The organism is Hymenobacter telluris (assembly GCF_017313265.1).
Lineage (GTDB): Bacteria > Bacteroidota > Bacteroidia > Cytophagales > Hymenobacteraceae > Hymenobacter > Hymenobacter telluris.
Window position 1 is genome coordinate 156259 of sequence record NZ_JAFLQZ010000011.1, and the last position, 21225, is coordinate 177483.

A 21225-nucleotide genomic window follows, 5' to 3' on the forward strand; every position below is an offset into this window, starting at 1 on the left:
AAAACAATTACCCCACCAAAACAGGTTCGGCGGCAATAATTTCGTCGAGAATGGCGTGTACTTCTTCCACCGAATCGGTTTCGACGAGGCGCATGCGCCAGCTTTTGGCACCTTCCAGGCCGCGGAAGTATTGGGCGTAGTGGCGGCGCATCTCGAAGATGCCTACCCGCTGGCCTTTCCACTCGATGCTCTTATCGAAGTGCATGCGGCACATATTCACGCGTTCCTCCACGGTGGGCGGGGCCAGCAGCTCGCCGGTAGCCACGTAGTGCTTCACCTCCCGGAATATCCAGGGGTAGCCGATGCTGGCGCGGCCAATCATCACGCCATCCACGCCGTAGCGGTTTTTGTATTCCACGGCTTTCTGGGGCGAGTCGATGTCGCCGTTGCCGAAGATGGGAATCCGGATGCGCGGGTTTTCCTTGATTTTGGCAATCAGGCGCCAGTCAGCGTCGCCTTTGTACATCTGCACGCGGGTGCGGCCGTGTACCGTGAGGGCCTCAATGCCAATGTCTTGCAGGCGCTCGGCCACGTCTTCCACGTTCTTGGTGGCATCGTCCCAGCCAAGGCGGGTTTTCACCGTCACGGGCAAATGCGTGGCTTTCACTACGGCCGAGGTCATTTCCACCATCTTCGGCACGTCGCGCAGCAAAGCCGCACCGGCGCCGCGGCAGGCCACTTGTTTCACGGGGCAGCCGTAGTTGATGTCGATAAGGTCGGGGCCGGCTAGGGTGCTGATGCGGGCGCACTCGCCCATCGTCTGCACGTCGGAGCCAAACAGCTGAATGCCAATGGGCCGCTCGTAGTCGAACACGTCGAGCTTCTTGCGGCTCTTGGCGGCATCACGAATCAGGCCTTCCGAGGAAATGAACTCGGTGTACATCAAATCGGCCCCGTTGGCTTTGCACACGGCCCGAAACGGCGGGTCCGACACGTCCTCCATGGGCGCGAGCAACAACGGGAAATCGGGCAGAGCAAGGTCGCGGATGTATACCACGGATAGAAAAGGTTAGCGGATTTTACGCAAATTTACGACATATCTAGTGCTTCGTGCTGAGTGCATCGTGCTTAGGCGGTTCTCTGTACTATTGACTTCTGCCCAAGCACCGAATACCGCCAACAAAGCACTAGGCACAAAGCACTAAGCACTAAAAATCATGAAAGGTTTCGTGTCCAGCCGTTTGCACCCGTTTATCAATCTGCTGTTACTGGTGGGGCTGCTGCTGCTGTCGTTTTGCCTGGCCAGCTTTGTAATGGCCGTGCTGAGCAATCTGTTTTTCGGAGTGAGTTTGCTGCAAATCGGCAACGTAACCAGCAAGCCCGACACCTACGCCAACGGTTGGGAGGTATCCATGCTAAGCCAGGGCATTCTGCTGTTTCTGGGGTTTGGCGGGGCTGCCCTGGCCTTGCCGCTCGTAACGGGCTACACTCTTGCCGACTACTTTACGCCGCGCCGCCCAGTGCCGCTAGGGTGGTTATTGGCGGCGGGCGGTATTATTTTACTAAGCATACCGTTCATGTCGGGTTTGGTTTCCTGGAACGCCCACGCCCACTTCCCTGGTTTTCTGCAAAGCTTCGAGAAGGATGCCCGCGAGCTGGAGGACCGGGCGCAGGTGCTCACCAAATTTCTCACGCAATTTCCTACGTTCCTGCGGTTTACTGTGGGGCTGGTGGTTATTGCAGTGGTGCCGGCCATAGCCGAGGAGCTGATGTTTCGGGGCGTGATTCAGCGCAACCTGGTGCAGTGGTTCAACTCGCGGCACGTGGGCGTGTGGCTGGCGGCGGCCATTTTCAGCACCATTCACTTTCAGTTCTTTGGCTTCGTGCCCCGCTTTGTGCTGGGGCTGGTGCTGGGCTACCTCTATGAGTGGAGCGGCAATATTCTGGTGCCTATGGCGGCGCATTTCACTCAGAATGCTTTCCAGGTGATCCTGTTGTATATGCAGCAGCGGGGGCAACTCACTTCCGCCACCTTCGACCCCGATTCCACGCAGGCCCTGCCGGTGGTATGGCAGGTGGTGTCCTTTCTGCTGACTGCCGGGCTGCTCTGGCAGCTCTACCGCAACACCCGCCGCCCCACCGCCGACCCCTTGCCCACGCAATTGCGTACGCTCAGCGGCGGCGGTATAGCCGCTCGTACCACGGAAGCCTCTTCCCCCACTGGGCGCACCATCACCCACGACGGGGTAGACGTTACCAAAATATAGGATGCCGCCATCCGTTTCTGGTTGAAAGTCAATCCGAAGCTAGCATCAGCCCGCAATAGTCAACCAGCAACTCCCATTCCTTTGTCCGAAGCACCCGCCGCCCCTGCTCCCTCGCCCGACCCCACCACACCGGGCAAAAAGCCCATGTCCAACCTCAGCCAACGGCTACTTTTCGGCGTCCTCGGGGCAGTGCTGCTGCTCGGCAGCGTGTGGTACAGTGCGTGGTCGTTTGCGCTGTTTTTTGGGGCAGTACAAATGCGGATGCTGTGGGAGTTCTACCGCATGATGCGGCACGCCGGTTACAAGCCGGCGGCCCTATTGGGTGGTGGGATAAGCTTAGTATTGTTCGGCGGGACATATGTATTCCACGCTCTAGCCGATGAACGTTTCGATATACAGGACCGGTGGACGCAACAACTAATAATATATTGCGCAGTAGGGGTTATTATAATTCTTCCTATCCTGCTGATTCTGCGTGAGATGTACGCGTGGCCCCGCAAAAACCAGGACATAAACCCATTCGCCAACGTTGGTATTAATCTGTTAGGGCTACTCTACGTGAGCCTGCCTATGAGCCTGCTCAACGTGGTAGCCTTCACCGGTAATGGGCAATACGACTACCGCCGCGTTTTTGCCCTGTTGCTGTTGGTGTGGTCGTCGGATATTGGAGCGTATGCGGCCGGCAAAACGTTCGGCAAGCACAAACTGGCTCCCAAAATTTCGCCCGGCAAAACTTGGGAAGGCGCTATTGGAGGTTTCCTGCTGACGCTGGCTATGGGTTGGGCACTAGGTTACCTGCTGCCCGAACTCTCCGTTACCTACCGCCTTGTGGTAGCCGCCGTCGTAGCCGTGTTCGGCCCCCTCGGCGACCTAGCCGAATCCATGCTCAAGCGCAGCGTGGGCGTGAAAGATTCCGGCCGCATCATGCCCGGCCACGGCGGCCTCCTCGACCGGTTCGATGCCTTTCTGTTTATTCTGCCGGTGCTGGCGCTGCTGCAATTACTGGCGGGGTAGCCGAAAAATTTGGTATGAATTTTTGAAGGTTGGGCAGGAATTTGCTTGGCTGGTATAAGCTGCGTTATAGTCGTTCAACATATAGTGCTTGAACGATGCTTGAAAGTGTTCTGCCTTCGTACCAGGAGGCTTTTTGCACCGTTTGGCACTCTGTCTCGTATGTGCTAAACCCATTACCTTTGACGCCTCAAAACTCCGCGCGCGGCCACTAGCTCCCACCGCTAGAGCTGCCGTTTTTTATTTTCCCCACCCCCAAACAATCCCCTTACACGCATGGCTGCCACCACAGTGTACAAAGAACCGGCCCCCTTATTGGACCGCGAAAACCCCCTCGAATCCATGATGTCGCGCTTCAACGTGGCCGCGGAAATCCTGGGGCTCGATGAAGAAACGTACGAGGTGCTGAAGGCGCCCGACAAGCAGGTTATCGTGCACATTCCCGTCACGATGGACAACGGCAAAGTCCGGGTGTTTGAAGGCTACCGCGTGATTCACAACACCATCCTTGGCCCCTCGAAAGGCGGTATCCGCTACGACAAAAACGTGCACCTTGACGAGGTGAAGGCCCTGGCCGCCTGGATGACCTGGAAGTGCGCCGTGGTGGATTTGCCTTACGGTGGTGCCAAAGGCGGTATCATCTGCGAGCCAGCCACCATGAGCGCCGGCGAAATTGAGCGCCTCACCCGCGGCTACACGCTGGCCATGAAAGACGTTTTCGGCCCCGACCGTGACATTCCGGCCCCCGACATGGGCACCGGCCCCCGCGAAATGGCTTGGCTGATGGACGAATTCTCGAAGACGGTAGGTGCTACGTCGCCGGCCGTGGTAACGGGTAAGCCGCTGGTAATGGGGGGCTCGTTGGGCCGCACCGAGGCTACCGGCCGCGGGGTAATGGTGGCGGCGCTGGCTGCCTTAAAGAAATTGGGCCTGGAGCCGACGCAGGTGTCGGCGGCGGTGCAGGGTTTCGGCAACGTGGGTACCTGGGCTGCCAAGCTGCTCAGCGAGCAGGGCGTGCGCATCAAGTGCATTTCCGACATCAGCGGCGCCTACTGGAACGAAGCCGGCATCAACATCGACGAGGCCGTAGCCTATAAGAACGCGCACAAAGGCCGCCTCGACGGCTTCACGGGTGCGGTGCTCATGGAAAACGCCGACGACCTGCTGACTACTAATGTGGACGTGCTGGTGCCCGCTGCCGTGGAAGACGTTATTACCGAGCACAACGCCCACGACATCAAAGCCAAGCTGATTGTGGAAGGAGCCAACGGCCCCACCTCCGCTTCCGCCGACCCTATCATCAACGAGAAAGGCATTATGGTGGTGCCCGACATCCTGGCCAACTCCGGCGGGGTTACGGTTTCCTACTTCGAGTGGGTGCAGAACCGCCAGGGCTTCAAGTGGACCGAAGAAATGGTGACCGAGCGCGCCGACCGGATTATGTCGGATGCCTTCGAAAAGGTATATGCCACGTCGCAGAAATACAACGTACCGATGCGCATTGCGGCCTACGTAGTAGCCATCGACAAAGTAGCTCAGACGTATAAGTTCCGCGGGGGCTTCTAAGAAGCTGCCGCTGCTTTTCCTGTTTTTGGCACTATTAGTAGCAGGAATTTCAGCTTCAACGGAAATGTTTGCCGTATGATATAGCCCGGACTATGTAGTCCGGGCTATCTTTGTCTGGTAGTTTTCGTTTCTTTTACTGCGCAGCAACTTTCGTTGCGCGTTTGCTTGTTCAATTGACTGTGCGCCGGGCGCCGCTGGGTAGTTCTAATCAGCGCTTGGAAGAAACGGCCGCAGCCATTTCGTGTTTTATGAAAATTCACAAAGAGGGCCGACGTATTCTGTTTTTTACACTGCTGGGACTGATTGTTGTCAACTTGCTGCTGTTTCGTTTGAATGCGCAGCACGTCACGTTCAACCAGATATTCGCGGGCATTTCGGTTATCGTGTTCCTGACGTTGCTGCAATTCTTCCGCAGCCCGGCACGGCGCCTGTTCACCCACGAAGACCTTATTACGGCCCCCGCCGACGGCAAAGTGGTGGTAATCGAAAACGTATTCGAGCCCGAGTTTTTTGATGATGAGCGCAAGCAAATCAGCATTTTCATGTCGCCGATTAACGTGCACATCACCCGCAACCCCATTTCGGGCGTGGTGCGCTACTTCAAATATCACCCCGGCAACTACCTGGTGGCCTGGCACCCCAAAAGCAGCACCAAAAACGAGCGGACCACGGTAGTAGTGGAAAGTGAAGCTGGCCCGCTGGTGCTGTTCCGGCAGATTGCCGGCGCCATGGCCCGCCGCATTGTGTGGTACGTAAACGAAGGCGACGAAGTAAGCCAGGGCGAAGAGTTCGGGTTCATCAAGTTCGGCTCCCGCGTGGATATTTTCGTGCCCCTCGACACCGAGGTGAAAGTACAGCTCGGCGAGAAAGTGAAAGGCGGCCAAACCATCATTGCCCAACTAAAGACAGAGTCGCCTAGCTTGTTTTAAACAATAAGTTCTTATCAACAAGAAGGCCCCCCGTCTAGTCAGACGGGGGGCCTTCTTGTTGATAAAACTATGGCAAATTACTCCTGCTCAATACCGGAAAGCTGATAATGCAGCAGGGCCATGCCATCGGGCCACGATTTGGTACGTAGCAATTTTAAGGGCTGCTGATGGTCTTGGAGGCGCCAGAGAGGAATGCCGGAACCCAGCAGCCGTGGCACTACAAACAGCATCATTTCATCGACTAAACCAGCGGCCAAAAGCGGGGCAGCCAGCGTACTACCGCCAATCAGCCAGATGGTTTTGCCTTCTTCCTGCCGGAGCTTCTGCACAAACTCGGTGGGGTCTTCGGCAATGAACGTAACCGAAGGGTGGGCGGCCTCGGTGGGGGCTTTGCGCGTGAAAACGTAGTTGGTAAGTGTAGGGTAGGGCCATTCCCCGAAGGTTTGCACTTGCTCGTAGGTGGCTCGCCCCAGCAGCGTAGTATCGGCCGTGACTAAAAAGTCGGCGTAGCCGTAGTCTTCACCGGGTGGCGGAGTGGGCAGCCACTCCACCGAGCCATCGGGGGAGGCAATATAGCCGTCGAGGCTGGTGGCAATGTAGAGGATGATTTTGCGCATGGGAGGCCACAATTACTGCTTAAAACCAAGTAGCAGCCAGCTTCATCAGGTGCTCCAGGGCCTGCTGGTCGGCATGGTCAAAGTCGTTGAGCTGGTCGCTGTCTACGTCGAGTACGGCTACTACCACGCCGTCTTTGAGTACAGGAACTACGATTTCCGACTTCGATTCGGAACTGCACGCAATGTGGCCGGGGAACTGCTCTACATCGGGCACCAGCAGGGTAGCGGCCTGCGCCCAGCTGCTGCCGCACACGCCCTTGCCCTTCCGGATGCGGGTGCAGGCAATAGGGCCTTGGAATGGCCCCAGCACCAGCTCATCGTCTTTTACCAAGTAAAACCCCACCCAGAAAAATCCGAAAGCCTGCCGTAAGGCCGCTGCCGTGTTGGCCAGATTAGCTATTAAATCCGGCTCACCGGTGGTCAGGGCTTCAATTTGCGGCAGGAGCTGGCGGTATTGCTCGGCTTTGGTGAGCGTGGTATCGAGAAGGAGTTCTTCGGCCATGATGAAAGTAGAAAGAAGATAAGTGAGCAGGTAACAAAAAGTGGGCAGGAAGGATTTCCGAAGTACCGCCAGTCACTAGCTGAGTGGTATTGCAAAGATGCTCCGGCGGCCGGCCCGGCTACGGGCAAGGGCTACCGGCTGGCCTCGTTCACGAACACCAACAGCTCGTCGGCGCCAATGTGCCGCTGCTCGCGCAGGCCGGCCAGCCCGAGCTTCGGTGCGCTGACACCGCCACCGAGCTTTTTAGGGCTGCGCAACACCCTGATTTCGTCCCAGAGGCCGTCTTTCAGCAACGAGTTTAATACCGTGGGGCCGCCCTCCACCAGCACCGACTGCACGTTGCGCAGGTGCAGGTTGTTGAGAATCTGCGGAAACAAGTCCTCGGCCTCCGACAGTACCACGTAGCCCACATTGTCGCGGGTGGCTTTTTCGCGGTAGGTGTATACTACCGTTTGCTGCTTGCCATCGAAGAGGTGATGGGTCGGCGGGAGGCTCAGGTTTTTGTCGATAACAACGCGGATGGGGTTTTGGCCGGGCCATGCGCGCAGGTTCAGGTGCGGATTGTCGTGCAGGGCGGTGCGGGTACCCACCAGAATAGCCTGCTCTTCGGCCCGCCACTGATGCACCGCCACGCGCGCCAGCTCCCCGCTAATGGCCACCGACTGAAAGTACGGCCCGGCCAGGTAGCCATCGGCCGTTTCGGCCCACTTCAGCACCACGTAGGGCCGTTTTTTCTCCTGGAACGTGAAAAACCGACGGTTCAGCCAACGGCCTTCCGGTTCCAGCACGCCGGTTTCCACTTTAATGCCGGCCGCTTCTAGCTTGGCTATGCCTTTGCCTGCCACCAGCGGGTTTGGGTCGAGGTTACAGACTACCACTTCCGCCACGTTTTTACTAACCAGCAGGTCGGCGCAGGGTGGAGTTTTGCCGTGGTGGGCGCAGGGCTCCAGCGTAACGTACACCCGGCTGTGCGGCAGCAAGGTTGGGTCGGCGACGCTGGCCAGCGCGTTTACCTCGGCGTGCGGCCCGCCATATTGCCGGTGCCAGCCTTCCCCAATAACGCGCCCTTCGTGCGTAACCACGCAGCCAACCAAGGGGTTAGGGCGCGCATAACCAGTGCCCAGCCGGGCCAGGTCGAGGGCGCGGCGCATCATCAAAACATCAAAGTCGGAAGCAGGCATGGGCAGGAATAGAGGCAGGAGGACAGAAAAACGAAAGTAGCGCGAAATTTTTTTCAGGCGTAGTGGGCGAGTGGTGCTCATCCTCCCACGGTAGTCCTACGTGCGGCAACATGCGTTGTGCGCTGCCGAATGCATTTCCGCGCTACTTTCGTTGCATGTCTACGCTCCGCCAACTCACCTCCGACCTTGCTGCTGCTCTGGCCACCATCTACCCAACTCAGGAGGCAGAAAGTATGGCCGGGCTGGTGCTGGAACACTTGCTGGACCTCACGCCGCTGCAACGCCGCATGCAGGCGCAGGAGCCAGTGCCAGCAGACGTGCAAGCCCAGCTACCCGCCTTGCAAGCGCGCCTGCTGCGCCACGAGCCGCTGCAATATGTGCTCGGGGAAGCGTGGTTTATGGACCTAACGTTGGAAGTCACGCCCGCTACGCTTATTCCGCGGCCCGAAACCGAGGAATTGGTGCAGCTTATCGTGCAGGAGCAGCAAGAGCAAAAGACGGAGCTGTCGGTGCTGGACATTGGGACCGGGAGCGGCTGTATTCCGGTGGCGCTGTGCCGGACTTTGCAGCCCACCCAGGTAACGGCCGTTGATATTTCAGTGGAAGCCCTGGCCGTAGCCCGCCGCAATGCTGAGCGGTACGGCTGCGAAATTGATTTTCAACAGCTTGATATTCTGACGGAAACTCCGCGGTTAGGCCCGCTTCACACGTTGGATATCCTGGTGAGCAATCCGCCCTACGTGCTGGAAAAAGAGCGGGCCCTCATGCGGCCTAACGTGCTGGAATACGAGCCGGCCACCGCCCTATTCGTGCCCGACCACGACGCGCTGCTGTTCTACCGCCGCATTGCCCAGATAGGTACCACGCTGCTCCGGCCAGGTGGTGCGCTGTACTTCGAAATCAACGAGCAATATGCCACCGAAACCGTGGCCCTATTGGCTGCTCTAGGATATGAAGCCGCGGAAGCTCGGCCAGATATATTTGGTAAGGCCCGCATGGTACGGGCCAACTGGCCTGCTGAGGCGGCTAGCTAGCTACGTTGCTCACAAAACAAGGCTGGTAGCCGCTTGCAGGAAAAAGCTGGTGAGTCGGAGGCTGGCCTCGGTGAACGGTCCGAGCTGGGGCGTATGCTGCATTGCTAAAAGCCCTACCTTTGTCGGCTGAACGCCAGCGCCAGCCCATGCCCGAACCATCCTATTTTGCGCATCCCACGGCCGTCATCGACGACGGCTGCCGCATTGGGGCTGGCAGCAAGATCTGGCATTTCTGCCACCTGAGTGCCGGCGCTGAGTTGGGCGAGGGGTGCAACCTGGGCCAAAACGTGTTTGTAGCCGATGGCGTGACGCTGGGTTGCAACGTGAAAGTGCAGAACAACGTGAGCCTCTACAGCGGCGTGGAATGCCACGACGACGTGTTTATTGGCCCTTCGGCAGTATTTACCAACGTGCTCAATCCGCGGGCGGCCGTGGTGCGCAAGCACGAGTATCAGCCTACCGTGCTAAGCCGGGGCGTCAGCATCGGGGCCAACGCTACCATTGTGTGCGGGGTGCGCTTAGGCGAATATGCGTTTGTGGGCGCGGGCTCCGTAGTGACGAAAGACGTGGCACCCTATGCGCTGGTATATGGCAACCCGGCCCGCCCGCGCGGTTGGATGAGCGCCCATGGCCACCAGCTTACCTTCAACGAAACCGGCCAGGCTACCTGCCCGGAAAGCGGAGAACATTACCAACTTATCAACGGTCAGGTGGCCCGCAGGGCGGCTCCTGTGTAAAGTCTCTGTTAATTTTTAGTTTCCGGCTGACAATTTCAGCCCAAGCCCTAAGACCCTAATACCCTACTCTGTGTACGAGCAACTTATTCAGAAACAAGCAAAGCTGGCCGTTATTGGCCTCGGATATGTGGGGTTGCCCATTGCCCTCGAATTTGCCCGTAAGCTTCAGGTTATTGGATTCGATATCAATGCCCGGCGCGTAGATATGATGCGCAACCACATCGACCCGAGCGGCGAGCTGGATGCGCAGGACTTCGAAGGCTGCGACATTACGTTCACCGATTCGCTGGATGTGCTGCGCGAGGCCACGTTCTACATTGTGGCCGTGCCAACCCCCATCGACGAGCACGCCCAGCCCGATTTGAAGCCGCTGCTCGGGGCCTCTACCTCGGTGGGCAAAGTGCTCAAAAAGGGCGACTATGTGGTGTTTGAAAGCACCGTGTACCCTGGCTGCACCGAAGACGACTGCATTCCGGTAATGGAAAAGCTGTCGGGCCTGAAATTCCCCGAGGATTTCAAAGTCGGCTATTCGCCCGAGCGCATCAACCCCGGCGACAAAGAGCACACGCTGTCCAGCATTGTGAAGGTGGTGGCCGGCTGCGACGACGAGTCGTTGGACAACATTGCCAAAACCTACGAGCTGGTAGTGAAAGCCGGCGTGCACCGGGCCAGCAGCATCAAAGTCGCTGAAGCCGCCAAAATCATCGAAAACACCCAGCGCGACGTCAATATTGCCTTGATGAACGAGCTGTCGATGATTTTCGACCGGATGAACATCAACACCTACGAGGTGCTGGAAGCCGCCGGTACCAAGTGGAACTTCCTGAAGTTTTCGCCCGGCTTAGTAGGTGGCCACTGCATCGGCGTAGACCCGTACTACCTGACCTACAAGGCCAAAGAGCTGGGCTACGATGCCAAGGTGATACTCAGCGGCCGCACCACCAACGACAACATGGGGGCCTACATTGCCCGCAAAACCGTGCAGATGATGATCCGGCAGGGCAAAGACGTGGCCCGCAGCCGGGTGCTGGTAATGGGCGCCACCTTCAAGGAAAACGTGGAAGACATCCGCAATTCCAAAGTAGCCGACGTTATTCAGGAGCTGAAGAACTTCTCGGTGAACGTGGACATCGTGGATCCGCACGCCGATTCCGACGAGCTGCACCACGAGTACGGTTTCCGCCTCACACCAGCCGCTGAGCTGCGCGACGACTACGACGCGGTGCTGGTGGCCGTGAGCCACAAGCCCTACCTTGAAAAGGACGAAGCATACTTCCAGTCGATTACCGCCGACAAAGCCGTGCTGGTGGACATCAAAGGCCTATTCCGCGGGAAAATTCAAAACATGCACTATTGGAGCCTATAAGGTGAACTTGTGAAATAGTGAAGTGGTGAGTTGTCGGGTTACTTGCAGACGGCAAATCAGACGGCTACCATTTCGCTTCACAAACTCACAATTTCACAAACTCACAATTTCACAAATGGAGCGCACAAAGATTCTTGTAACAGGAGGGGCGGGATATATCGGCTCACATGCCGTAGTGGAGCTGTACGAAGCTGGTTTTCAGCCGGTCATAGTTGATAATTTCGTTAACTCACAAGAGTCGGCGCTAACTGGGGTGGAGAAAATCCTGGGTGTGAAAGTGCCCGCGCACAACATCGACTGCAACGATATTGAAGCGTTGCGCGCCGTGTTTGCCGAAGAAGGCAGCCTGCGCGGCGTGATTCACTTTGCCGCCTACAAAGCCGTGGGTGAGTCGATGCAGAAGCCGCTGGAGTACTACCAGAACAACGTGGGCTCTTTGCTGACCTTGTTGCAGGTGATGCGCGAATTTGGCGTGGAAGCCCTGGTATTTTCGTCGTCGTGCACTGTATATGGCATTCCGGATGCGCTGCCCGTAACCGAGCTGACGCCCACCAAAAAGGCCAACTCGCCGTACGGCGCTACCAAGCAGATGTGCGAGGACATCCTGCGCGACGTGGTAGGCCTGGGCTCCGATTTTCGCACCATTCTGCTACGCTACTTCAACCCGATTGGCGCCCACGACTCGGCTCTCATTGGCGAGCTGCCGCTGGGTGTACCCCAAAACCTGATTCCGTACGTGACGCAAACCGCCGCCGGCATCCGGGAGCAGCTCACCATCTACGGCGACACCTACGATACGCCCGACGGCACCAACATCCGCGACTATGTGCACGTGGTAGACTTGGCCAAAGCCCACGTGGTAGCCGTGCAGCGCCTGCTCGATAAAACCGGCGACAAGGTGCAAACCTTCAACGTAGGCACTGGCCGCGGCAACTCCGTGCTGGAAGTGGTGCAGGCATTTGAGCGCGCCACCGGCGTGAAAGTGAACTACAAGATTGGCGAGCCCCGCCCCGGCGACGTGCCCGCCATCTACGCCGACGTGACCAAATCGGTGCAGGAGCTGGGCTTCAGTACCAGTACTTCTTTGGAAGACTCCCTGGCCAGCGCCTGGAAGTGGCAGCAGACTTTGTAATGTGCTGATTGATGATGTGTTGATGTCGTAAATGGCTTGGCACTAACACGGAAAACACCAAAAAATCAGCACACCAGCAAATTAATTAATCAACACATCATGAAAATCATTATCACCGGCGGGGCCGGCTTCATTGGGTCGCACGTGGTGCGCTTGTTCGTAACCAAGTACCCGGAGTATCAGATTCTGAACCTGGATGCGCTGACCTACGCCGGCAACCTGGAAAACCTGCGCGACATTGAAAACGCGCCCAACTACAAGCTGGTGAAAGGCGACATCACCGACCAGGCTTTCATCGACCAGCTGTTTGCTACCGAAGAGCCCGATGCCGTGATTCACCTGGCCGCCGAAAGCCACGTGGACCGCAGCATCACTGACCCGCTGGCGTTTGTGAAAACCAACGTGCTGGGCACCGTGAACCTGCTGCAAGCCGCCAAAAATCTGTGGAAGCCACTGGGCTACGAAGGCAAAATCTTCTACCACGTCAGCACCGATGAGGTGTATGGCTCCCTGGATTTCGGCCCCGAGATGTTCACCGAGGAAACCAGCTACGACCCCCGCTCGCCGTACTCGGCCAGCAAGGCGGCCTCCGACCACTTTGTGCGGGCTTGGCACCACACCTACGGCCTGCCCATCAAGCTCAGCAACTGCTCCAACAACTACGGCCCCAACCACTTCCCCGAGAAACTGATTCCGCTGGCCATCCACCGCATTCAGCACGGGCAGCCGGTGCCCGTGTACGGCAAAGGGGAAAACGTACGCGACTGGCTGTTTGTGAAAGACCACGCGACTGCCATTGATGCCGTATTCCACAAAGGCACGCTCGGCGAAACCTACAACATTGGCGGCGTGAATGAGTGGGCCAACCTGGAGCTGATTCACTTGCTCTGCGACACGCTGGACGAGAAAACCGGCAAGGAAAAAGGCACTTCGCGCAAGCTCATCACCTTCGTAACGGACCGCGCCGGCCACGACCTGCGCTACGCCATCGACAGCAGCAAAATCATGAACGAGCTGGGCTGGAAACCGTCCGTTACGTTCGAGCAGGGTTTGTCCCAGACCGTAGACTGGTACCTGGAAAACGAAGCCTGGCTGCAAAACGTAACCAGCGGCGCCTACCAGGATTACTACCGCACGCAGTATAACCGTTAGGTTAGTTAAAAATTAAAAATTGAGAATTAAAAATTACGCTGAAGACCTTCTCGGCGCAGTTTGAACAACCAATTTTTAATTTTTAATTCTCAATTTTTAATTGACCCAAAGTGTACGATATTCCTTTTCACGACCAGCCGCTCGATAACCTGGCTTTTCTGGTGACGGGTGGGGCCGGTTTTATTGGCTCCAATCTGGTTGAGTACCTGTTGAAGTACGGCGCCAAAGAGGTGCGCGTGCTCGACAACTATTCCAACGGGTTCCGCAAAAACGTGGCGCTGTTTGACGGCAACCCCGCCTTGCGCGTCATCGAAGGCGACATCCGAGACCGGCAAACCTGCATCGACGCTTGCAAAGGCATCGATATAGTGCTGCACCAAGCGGCGCTAGGTTCCGTGCCACGTTCCATCAACGACCCCATCACCACCAACGACGTGAACGTGGGGGGCTTTGTGAACATGCTGGTCGGCGCCAAAGAGGCTGGTATCAAGCGGTTTGTGTACGCAGCTTCCTCCTCCACCTACGGCGACCATAAGGCCCTGCCCAAAGTGGAAGACCGAATTGGCAAGCCCCTGTCGCCGTACGCCGTAACCAAGTACGCCAACGAGCTGTACGCTGATGTGTTTGGCAAAACCTACGGCATGGAAATCATTGGGCTGCGCTACTTCAACATCTTCGGCCCGCGCCAGGACCCGAACGGTGCCTACGCGGCCGTAATTCCGCTCTTTATTGATGCCGTGCTGGAAGGCAAGCCGCCACGCATGAACGGCGACGGTGGCCAAACCCGGGACTTCACCTTTGTGGAAAATTGCGTGCAAGCCAACATCAAGGCGGCGCTGGTGCAAAACCCGGAGGCGGTGAACCAGGTGTACAATATTGCCGTAGCCGACCGCACGTCGCTCAACGACCTGTTCAATATCCTGAAGGAAGAAGCCGGCTCCGACATCACGCCCGAGTACGGCCCCGACCGTCCCGGTGACATCCGGGATTCCCTGGCCGATATCACTAAAGCGGAAACCCTGCTTGGCTACAATCCGCAAATCCGGATTCGGGAAGGCTTGCAGCAGACACTAGAATGGTTCAAAACCAACGAGGAGTTTATTGCCGAGCGAAATTAAATTAGAACGTCATGCTGAGCTTGTCGAAGCATCTCGCGTGCTGACTTTGAGTTACTAATCTTGAGTCAGCACGCGAGATGCTTCGACAAGCTCAGCATGACGGACTATTACAACAACAACTACCCAAAACAATGAAAGGCATCATCCTTGCCGGCGGCTCCGGCACCCGGTTGCACCCGCTCACGCTGGCTGTCAGCAAGCAGCTCATGCCCGTCTACGACAAGCCAATGATTTATTATCCGCTGTCGATTCTAATGATGGCGGGTATCAAGGAAATCCTGATTATTACCACGCCTCACGACCAGGCGCAGTTCAAGAAGTTGCTCGGCGACGGCCAAAATCTGGGTTGCCGCTTTGAGTATGTGGTGCAGGAAGTGCCCAACGGACTGGCGCAGGCCTTCGTGCTGGGTGCCGACTTCATTGGCGACGACAAAGTGGCGTTGGTGCTCGGCGACAACATCTTCCATGGTGAAGGCATGGAAGAACTGCTGAAAGCCAACAACGACCCCGATGGCGGCGTGGTGTACGCCTACCACGTGCACGACCCGGAGCGCTACGGCGTAGTGGAGTTCGACGCTGATAAGAAGGCGCTGAGCATTGAGGAGAAGCCCGCCAGCCCGAAAAGCAACTACGCGGTGCCCGGCCTCTACTTCTACGACAACGAGGTTATTCAGATAGCCAAAGACCTGAAGCCCAGCCCCCGCGGCGAGTACGAAATTACCGACGTGAACCAAGAGTATCTGCGCCGTGGCAAGCTGAAAGTGGGCATTCTGGGCCGGGGTACGGCCTGGCTCGATACCGGTACGTTCGAGAGCCTCATGCAAGCCGGTGAGTTCGTGCGGGTGTTGGAACAGCGCCAGGGCTTGAAAGTGGGCTCTATCGAAGAAGTGGCGTATCGCCAAGGCTTTATTGATGCCGAGCAGCTGCGCAAAATAGCCGAACCGCTTCGCAAGAGCGGCTACGGTGACTATCTACTACGCCTGCCCGAGCATTTGATGGTAGGCGAGTAAACAAAGTAGCAAGAGCAATAGAGAAGGCTGAAGGACATAGTATTGTCTTTCAGCCTTTTTTGATGATCAGAAAACAACGCCAGCCAGCAAGCCAATCAACACAATGAGGTAAGACGGAATCTTCTCCCACAGCAATACCAGGAATGTAACGCCGATAAGCCCTAGGTTGATAGGCGTATCGGGGAGGGGATGGTAGAGCAGGAACACGGCGGCGCACACCAGCCCCGCCGACACAGCATTAACTCCTTCCAAAGAAGCCTTCACTACGCGGTACTGCTTGAGTTGGTCCCAGAACCGAATCAGGAAAAAGATAAGTAAGGTGCCCGGCATGAAGATGCCCGCAGCCGCCACCACGCCGCCTAGTATTTGCCCGCCAATGCCGTACTCCCGCATAGACAGCGCCCCGATGTAGGAGGCGAAGGCGAAGTTGGGACCCGGCAGCGCCTGTGTAAGCCCATAACCCGATAGAAACTCGGGAGCCGTGAGGTAACTTTTAAACTCGACAAACTCGGCGAACAGCAGCGGTGCCAGCACCTGCCCGCCGCCAAACACCAACGAGCCGTTGCGGTAGAAATTCTCGAACAGCAGCACCGGCAGTTCTCGCGTGTAGTGGCCCAAGATAGCCGCGCCAATCAGCACCCCTAACCACAAAACGAAGTTGGCCCACTCAATGCGGAGCGGCTGCTTATCGGCAATGGGCGTGAGCTTGCGGTAACGGAACGTAGTAACCAGCCCGCCACCGAGCAGCAGCAGCGGCAGCACCGTCGGGAGCTGGAACCGGTAGGCCAGCATAGCGGCTGCTACCATCAGGGCCACCGAGGTTTTAGTATGAATTACCTTCTCGGCAATCTTGTAAGCCGAATACGCCACAAACCCCACCGCAATGGGCTGAATGTACTGCACGAGCCGCGCCACCTGCTCTTTATCGAAATAGTTGATGGCCACGCCGGCGGCCGTCATGATGGTTACGGCGGGCAGCATCCACACCAGCAACGTGAGGTAAGCCAGATTGGGGCCACCCAGCCGAAAGCCAATAGCCGTAATGGTTTGGGTGGAGCCAGGACCAGGCAGCAGCTGGCATAACGCCATGATTTCCAGGAGTTCCGCTGAGGTGAGGTAGCGCCGCTTGTCCACGAGCAGGCGCAACATCATGGCGGTGTGCGCCTGCGGCCCACCGAAAGCCGTGAAAGCTAATGCGGCTACGTCCTTGAGGAAAATAATGCCCCGTACCCGGCGAGTCCGCTTACCCCGGCCGGGCGGCGGACCAAGCGTGACGTTGGACGGAGCAGAAGCGGGTGGAGGAGAAAGCAAGGGCAATAGGGCTGGGAGCTGGCAATACTGTTCGGGGCGGGACCGGGCCGGCCGGTTATGGTAAGTACGCAAAAAAACGGCTGGCTCTGGTAAAAGAGCCAGCCGTTTTTGCTGGTTGTCCGGCCGTGGTTGGTAGCCGGCTACTGCTGCTATTTCTTTTTCAATCCCAGCTCAATCAACCGCTCGTTCAGGAATTCACCGGCCGTAATGTCTGCTTCCTTCTTGGGGTTGTCGGGCGTCACGCAGCTTTCGAGGGCGGCGAGGCTCATTTCCGAGCGGGGGTGCATGAAAAACGGCACCGAGTAGCGCGACGAGTTCATCTTTTCGCGGGCCGGGTTCACTACGCGGTGAATGGTGCTTTTCAGCACGCCGTTGGTAAGGCGCTGGAGCATATCGCCCACGTTCACCACAATCTGGTCGGGCAGGGCCGTAATCGGAATCCATTTGCCGTCGCGGCGCTTCACTTGCAGGCCGTCGGCGCTGGCGCCCATGAGCAAGGTAATGAGGTTGATGTCGCCGTGCTCGGCGGCGCGTACGGCATCGGCCGGCACGGCATCCGGGTCTTCGATGGGGAAGTAGTGAATTGGGCGCAAAATGCTGTTGCCGTTGCGCACCTTATCATCGAAGTAATTTTCGGGCAGCTCCAGGTACAGCGCAATGGCGCGCAACACGTCTTTGCCGGCGGCTTCCAGGGTGCGGTACGTGGTGAAAGTGCTCTTCTGGAAAGTGGGTACTTCCTCGGGCCAGATGTTGGCGGGGTACTCTTTGCCAATTGGGTCGGTGGCGTCTTCCACTTCCTGGCCGACGTGGTAGAACTCCTTCAGGTCGCCGGTGTTGCGGCCTTTGGCGTGCTCCTTGCCTTTGCTGATGTAGCCGCGCTGGCCTGCCAGTTCCGGGTTTTCGTAGCGCTGCTTGTTTTCGTCGGGCAAGGCAAAGAACGATTTCACGTCGGTGTACAGGGCCTGGGTTTGCTCTTCGGTAAGGCCGTGGTTTTTCAGAGCCACAAACCCGATGTTCTGGTAGGCTTCACCGAGCTGTTGTACGAAGCGGGCTTTGCGTTCTGGGTCGCCGGAGCGAAAGTCAGCGAGGTCGAGGGAGGGAATTTCTTCCAGCAGTTTGTCTTCCATCTTGGAAAATCACTATACTTTTGGACAATGAATAGGTGCCATGCAAGGTACTCAAAAAACGTACGATGTTTTATTGGAGGCGTTGCCTGACTAGGTAGCAAACAGTGGCACAACAAACTAATTCCCGTTTCCCTTCCTAAATTTCTCTTATGCGTATCTCTATTTTGTTGCTGAGTGGTATTGTTCTGGCCGGCTTAGCGGCCTGTGACACCGCTAAACAAGCCACCGAAGCTACTTCTTCTACCACGCCTACCAGCACTACCCCCACCGTGTCGGCAGCGGCCATCGAGAAAAATGGTATTCGCCTGACGCCCTTCCTCGATTCGCCGAAGTACCCTACGGCCCAGTTGCGCCTCACCACGCCAGCGGCTGGTTCTACGGTGCCTAGTGGTGCGGTGCCGTTCAAGTATGAGCTAACCAACTTCCTGCTCACCAAGATGACCGGCGGCATGCACGGCGAGGAAATGGCCAATTCCATGAAAGGCCAGCACATCCACAACATCGTGGACAACGAGCCGTACTCGGCGCACTACGAAACCAGCTTCACCAAAAATATTGTGGATGGGCAGCACGTGGTATTGTCGTTTCTGTCGCGCTCCTACCACGAGAGCCTCAAGCACCGCGGCGCCTATGACCTGCGCCTGGTTACGGTTGGTAAACTGCCCTCCAATGCGCCGGCTCCCACCTTCGACCTGAAAGCGCCGCACCTGTTCTATAGCCGCCCCAAAGACGTGTACAGCGGCAAAGACGCCCAAAAGGTAATGCTGGATTTCTACCTTGTTAATACCACGCTGGAACCTGGCGGCACGCAGGTACGGGCTACCATCAACGGCAACGAGTTCATGCTCGACCAGTGGGCGCCCTACATGATGGAAGGCCTGCCCATGGGCGAAAACACGGTGAAGCTGGAACTGCTGGATGACAACGGCAAGCTGATTCCGGGGCCGTTTAACTCCGTGACCCGTACTTTCTCGTTGCAGCCATAGTTAATCTGCGAAAATCTGCACCTTTGTTGGTATTGCTCGGGCAAACTTTGGGGTTGAATTGACAGCGCCACTTGCTTGGTTCAGCAGGCATTAATTGGACCTTCTATAAGCGTACCCCACCTACGCCAACGTATTGTGGGCTGTCACATTTTCACTCTATGCAAGATAATATCACAGCTTCTGCGCCGCTGGCTATGCTCCCCAAGGCTCCTTCGGGTATCGATGGCCTCGATGAAATAACCGAAGGCGGGCTACCGAAGGGCCGGCCAACGCTGATTTGCGGTAGTGCTGGCTGCGGCAAAACGCTGATGGGCATTGAGTTTCTGGTGCGCGGGGCCCTGGCCTACCATGAGCCCGGCGTGCTGATGGCCTTTGAAGAAACTTCCGAAGAACTAGCCGCTAACGTAGCCTCCTTAGGGTTCGATTTGCCGGCGTTACAGGCTCAGAAGCTCCTGCGCGTAGACCACGTGCACGTAGACCGTTCCGAAATCGAGGAAACCGGCGAGTACGACATGGAAGGCCTGTTCATCCGGCTGGGCTACGCCATCGACTCCATTGGGGCTAAGCGGGTGGTGCTCGATACTATTGAGTCGTTGTTTTCGGGGTTTTCCAACCAAGCCATACTGCGCTCAGAAATCCGGCGGCTGTTCCGCTGGCTGAAAGACAAAGGCGTAACCACCATCATCACGGCGGAGCGCGGCGACGGTTCCCTGACTCGGCAGGGCCTGGAAGAATACGTTTCCGACTGCGTGATTCTGCTCGACAACCGCGTCATCGACCAGATTACCACCCGGCGGCTGCGCATTGTTAAATACCGCGGCAGCACCCACGGCACCAACGAATACCCGTATCTGATCAGCGAAGATGGTATTTCGGTGCTGCCAGTTACCTCCCTTCGCCTAGAGCACAAAGTATCAGACCAGATTGTATCAACGGGGATTTCGGCGCTAGACGAGATGTTTGGCCGGCGCGGGTTCTACCAAGGCAGCAGCGTGTTGCTAACGGGTACGGCCGGTACGGCCAAAACCACGTTGGCGGCAGCATTTGCCCAAGAGGTGTGCCAGGCGGGCGGGCGGTGCCTGTATTTTGCCTTCGAAGAGTCGCCGCACCAACTGATCCGGAATATGCTTTCGGTGAATATCGATCTGGAAGCACACGTTCGGGAAGGTAATCTGATGATTGAAGCCTCCCGGCCGACGCTCAACGGACTGGAACGACACTTGGTAACCATCCATAAACTGGTGCGCGACTTCCAGCCAACGGCCGTAGTGATTGACCCCATCAGCAACCTCATCAGCGTCGGGAACGTGAATGAGGTGCGCAGTATGCTCACCCGGCTGATTGATTTTCTGAAGGTAAGCAACATCACCGGGCTGTTCACCTCCCTTATCAGCGGCAGTATGCAGATGGACACAACCGAGGAGGGAGTGTCGTCGTTGGTGGACACGTGGATTAGCGTGCGCGACCTGGAAGGTGTGGGAGAGCGGAACCGGGGGCTAAGCATTCTGAAGTCGCGCGGAATGGCCCACTCCAATCAAGTGCGCGAGTTTATAATCACCGACAAAGGCATTGAGCTCTTGGATGTTGTGGTGGGCCCAACCGGTATTATAACCGGAGCTAGCCGCTTGGTGCGGCAGTTGCAGGAGCAGGCCCAGGAGGTGTCAGCCCGGCAGGAATTGGCCCGCAAAGACCGGGAATTGGAGCGCCGCCGCCGAGTACTAGAGGCCACTATTGCCAATCTGCGCACCGAGTTCGAGTCGGTGGAAGAAGAGTTTCGGCAGTTGAACAACGAAGAGCACGACCGGCAGAAAGGCCAGGTTATGGACCGGGTAAAGGCGGCCCGTGCTTTTTCTCCGTCGGATACTTCGACTCCCAACAATCAGCAACCTAATTCATAACCCTGCTTATGGAAAACCAAGCCGCCGCCAATACTGAGGCACCTGAGGAGGATTATTGGGAACTACGCCTGTACGTGGCTGGCCAAACCGCCAAATCGGTGGCCGCCTTGGCGAACCTGCAAAAATATTGTGAGCAGCACCTGGTTGGCCGGTATCGGCTGGAAGTCATCGACTTGCTGGTGAACCCGCAACTGGCCGAAGGGGACCAGATTCTGGCCATTCCAACCTTAGTGCGTAAAGTGCCGGTTCCAATCCGCAAAATCATTGGCGACCTTTCCAACGAGGAGCGCGTACTGGTTGGGCTCGACATTCGGCCGGCTGGCCACCCTATAACTCGCTAG

The 21225-nt window shown here is 57.2% G+C and carries 20 protein-coding genes; 14 read left to right on the forward strand and 6 right to left on the reverse strand.

All coding sequences use genetic code 11. The annotated features are described in order from the left end of the window. Positions 1 to 7: 7 nt before the first annotated feature. Positions 8 to 997, reverse strand: coding sequence for a tRNA dihydrouridine synthase DusB (dusB, locus tag J0X19_RS16200; RefSeq protein WP_206985461.1), 990 nt, complete (start codon positions 995 to 997; stop codon positions 8 to 10). A gap of 160 nt (positions 998 to 1157) precedes the next feature. Between dusB and J0X19_RS16205 the strand changes: the two genes are divergently transcribed. From J0X19_RS16205 to J0X19_RS16220, 4 genes are all read left to right on the forward strand, one after another. Continuing rightward, positions 1158 to 2207, forward strand: a complete 1050-nt coding sequence (locus J0X19_RS16205) for a CPBP family intramembrane glutamic endopeptidase (RefSeq protein ID WP_206985462.1) — start codon at positions 1158 to 1160, stop codon at positions 2205 to 2207. Positions 2208 to 2288: 81 nt separating this feature from the next. Further along, positions 2289 to 3221: a phosphatidate cytidylyltransferase gene (locus J0X19_RS16210; RefSeq protein WP_206985463.1), complete on the forward strand. Its 933-nt coding sequence runs from the start codon at positions 2289 to 2291 to the stop codon at positions 3219 to 3221. 273 nt (positions 3222 to 3494) lie between these two features. After that, positions 3495 to 4784: a Glu/Leu/Phe/Val family dehydrogenase gene (locus tag J0X19_RS16215; protein ID WP_206985464.1), complete on the forward strand. Its 1290-nt coding sequence runs from the start codon at positions 3495 to 3497 to the stop codon at positions 4782 to 4784. A 248-nt stretch (positions 4785 to 5032) separates the two neighbouring features. Beyond that, on the forward strand, positions 5033 to 5713 hold the full coding sequence (locus J0X19_RS16220) for a phosphatidylserine decarboxylase family protein (RefSeq protein WP_206985465.1): 681 nt from the start codon (positions 5033 to 5035) through the stop codon (positions 5711 to 5713). Positions 5714 to 5790: 77 nt separating this feature from the next. Here the strand turns inward: J0X19_RS16220 and J0X19_RS16225 are convergent, their stop codons facing one another. The 3 genes from J0X19_RS16225 to ribD all read right to left on the reverse strand — a co-directional run bounded on the left by J0X19_RS16225 (position 5791) and on the right by ribD (position 8013). Further along, entirely contained in the window at positions 5791 to 6330 is a 540-nt protein-coding gene (locus J0X19_RS16225; RefSeq protein ID WP_206985466.1) for a dihydrofolate reductase family protein, read from the reverse strand. Between the two features lie 19 nt (positions 6331 to 6349). Further along, complete coding sequence (locus J0X19_RS16230) at positions 6350 to 6832, reverse strand: GAF domain-containing protein (RefSeq protein ID WP_206985467.1); 483 nt, start codon at positions 6830 to 6832, stop codon at positions 6350 to 6352. Between the two features lie 131 nt (positions 6833 to 6963). Next, positions 6964 to 8013, reverse strand: coding sequence for a bifunctional diaminohydroxyphosphoribosylaminopyrimidine deaminase/5-amino-6-(5-phosphoribosylamino)uracil reductase RibD (gene ribD, locus J0X19_RS16235; protein WP_242582788.1), 1050 nt, complete (start codon positions 8011 to 8013; stop codon positions 6964 to 6966). Between the two features lie 155 nt (positions 8014 to 8168). Between ribD and prmC the strand changes: the two genes are divergently transcribed. From prmC to rfbA, 7 genes are all read left to right on the forward strand, one after another. Next, positions 8169 to 9047, forward strand: a complete 879-nt coding sequence (gene prmC / locus J0X19_RS16240; RefSeq protein WP_206985468.1) for a peptide chain release factor N(5)-glutamine methyltransferase — start codon at positions 8169 to 8171, stop codon at positions 9045 to 9047. A 146-nt stretch (positions 9048 to 9193) separates the two neighbouring features. Continuing rightward, positions 9194 to 9784, forward strand: a complete 591-nt coding sequence (locus J0X19_RS16245) for an acyltransferase (protein WP_206985469.1) — start codon at positions 9194 to 9196, stop codon at positions 9782 to 9784. 70 nt (positions 9785 to 9854) lie between these two features. Beyond that, complete coding sequence (locus tag J0X19_RS16250; protein WP_206985470.1) at positions 9855 to 11150, forward strand: nucleotide sugar dehydrogenase; 1296 nt, start codon at positions 9855 to 9857, stop codon at positions 11148 to 11150. A gap of 115 nt (positions 11151 to 11265) precedes the next feature. Continuing rightward, complete coding sequence (gene galE, locus J0X19_RS16255) at positions 11266 to 12282, forward strand: UDP-glucose 4-epimerase GalE (RefSeq protein ID WP_206985471.1); 1017 nt, start codon at positions 11266 to 11268, stop codon at positions 12280 to 12282. 99 nt (positions 12283 to 12381) lie between these two features. Further along, positions 12382 to 13434, forward strand: coding sequence for a dTDP-glucose 4,6-dehydratase (gene rfbB / locus J0X19_RS16260; protein WP_206985472.1), 1053 nt, complete (start codon positions 12382 to 12384; stop codon positions 13432 to 13434). 110 nt (positions 13435 to 13544) lie between these two features. Next, positions 13545 to 14552 carry an SDR family oxidoreductase gene (locus J0X19_RS16265; protein ID WP_206985473.1) on the forward strand — a complete coding sequence of 336 codons (1008 nt, stop codon included), beginning with the start codon at positions 13545 to 13547 and terminating at the stop codon, positions 14550 to 14552. A gap of 131 nt (positions 14553 to 14683) precedes the next feature. Then, entirely contained in the window at positions 14684 to 15562 is an 879-nt protein-coding gene (gene rfbA / locus J0X19_RS16270; RefSeq protein ID WP_206985474.1) for a glucose-1-phosphate thymidylyltransferase RfbA, read from the forward strand. 66 nt (positions 15563 to 15628) lie between these two features. Here the strand turns inward: rfbA and chrA are convergent, their stop codons facing one another. Next, positions 15629 to 16783, reverse strand: coding sequence for a chromate efflux transporter (gene chrA / locus J0X19_RS16275; RefSeq protein ID WP_394369121.1), 1155 nt, complete (start codon positions 16781 to 16783; stop codon positions 15629 to 15631). A gap of 239 nt (positions 16784 to 17022) precedes the next feature. Next, positions 17023 to 18000, reverse strand: a complete 978-nt coding sequence (locus J0X19_RS16280; protein ID WP_206985476.1) for an isopenicillin N synthase family dioxygenase — start codon at positions 17998 to 18000, stop codon at positions 17023 to 17025. A 149-nt stretch (positions 18001 to 18149) separates the two neighbouring features. On the opposite strand from J0X19_RS16280, the gene J0X19_RS16285 reads away from it, so the two are divergent. From J0X19_RS16285 to J0X19_RS16295, 3 genes are all read left to right on the forward strand, one after another. Further along, on the forward strand, positions 18150 to 18986 hold the full coding sequence (locus tag J0X19_RS16285) for a hypothetical protein (protein WP_206985477.1): 837 nt from the start codon (positions 18150 to 18152) through the stop codon (positions 18984 to 18986). Positions 18987 to 19144: 158 nt separating this feature from the next. Next, positions 19145 to 20884 (forward strand): circadian clock protein KaiC, encoded by a 1740-nt coding sequence (gene kaiC / locus J0X19_RS16290; protein ID WP_206985478.1) that lies wholly within the window; start codon positions 19145 to 19147, stop codon positions 20882 to 20884. Positions 20885 to 20892: 8 nt separating this feature from the next. Continuing rightward, positions 20893 to 21225, forward strand: a complete 333-nt coding sequence (locus tag J0X19_RS16295; RefSeq protein WP_206985479.1) for a circadian clock KaiB family protein — start codon at positions 20893 to 20895, stop codon at positions 21223 to 21225.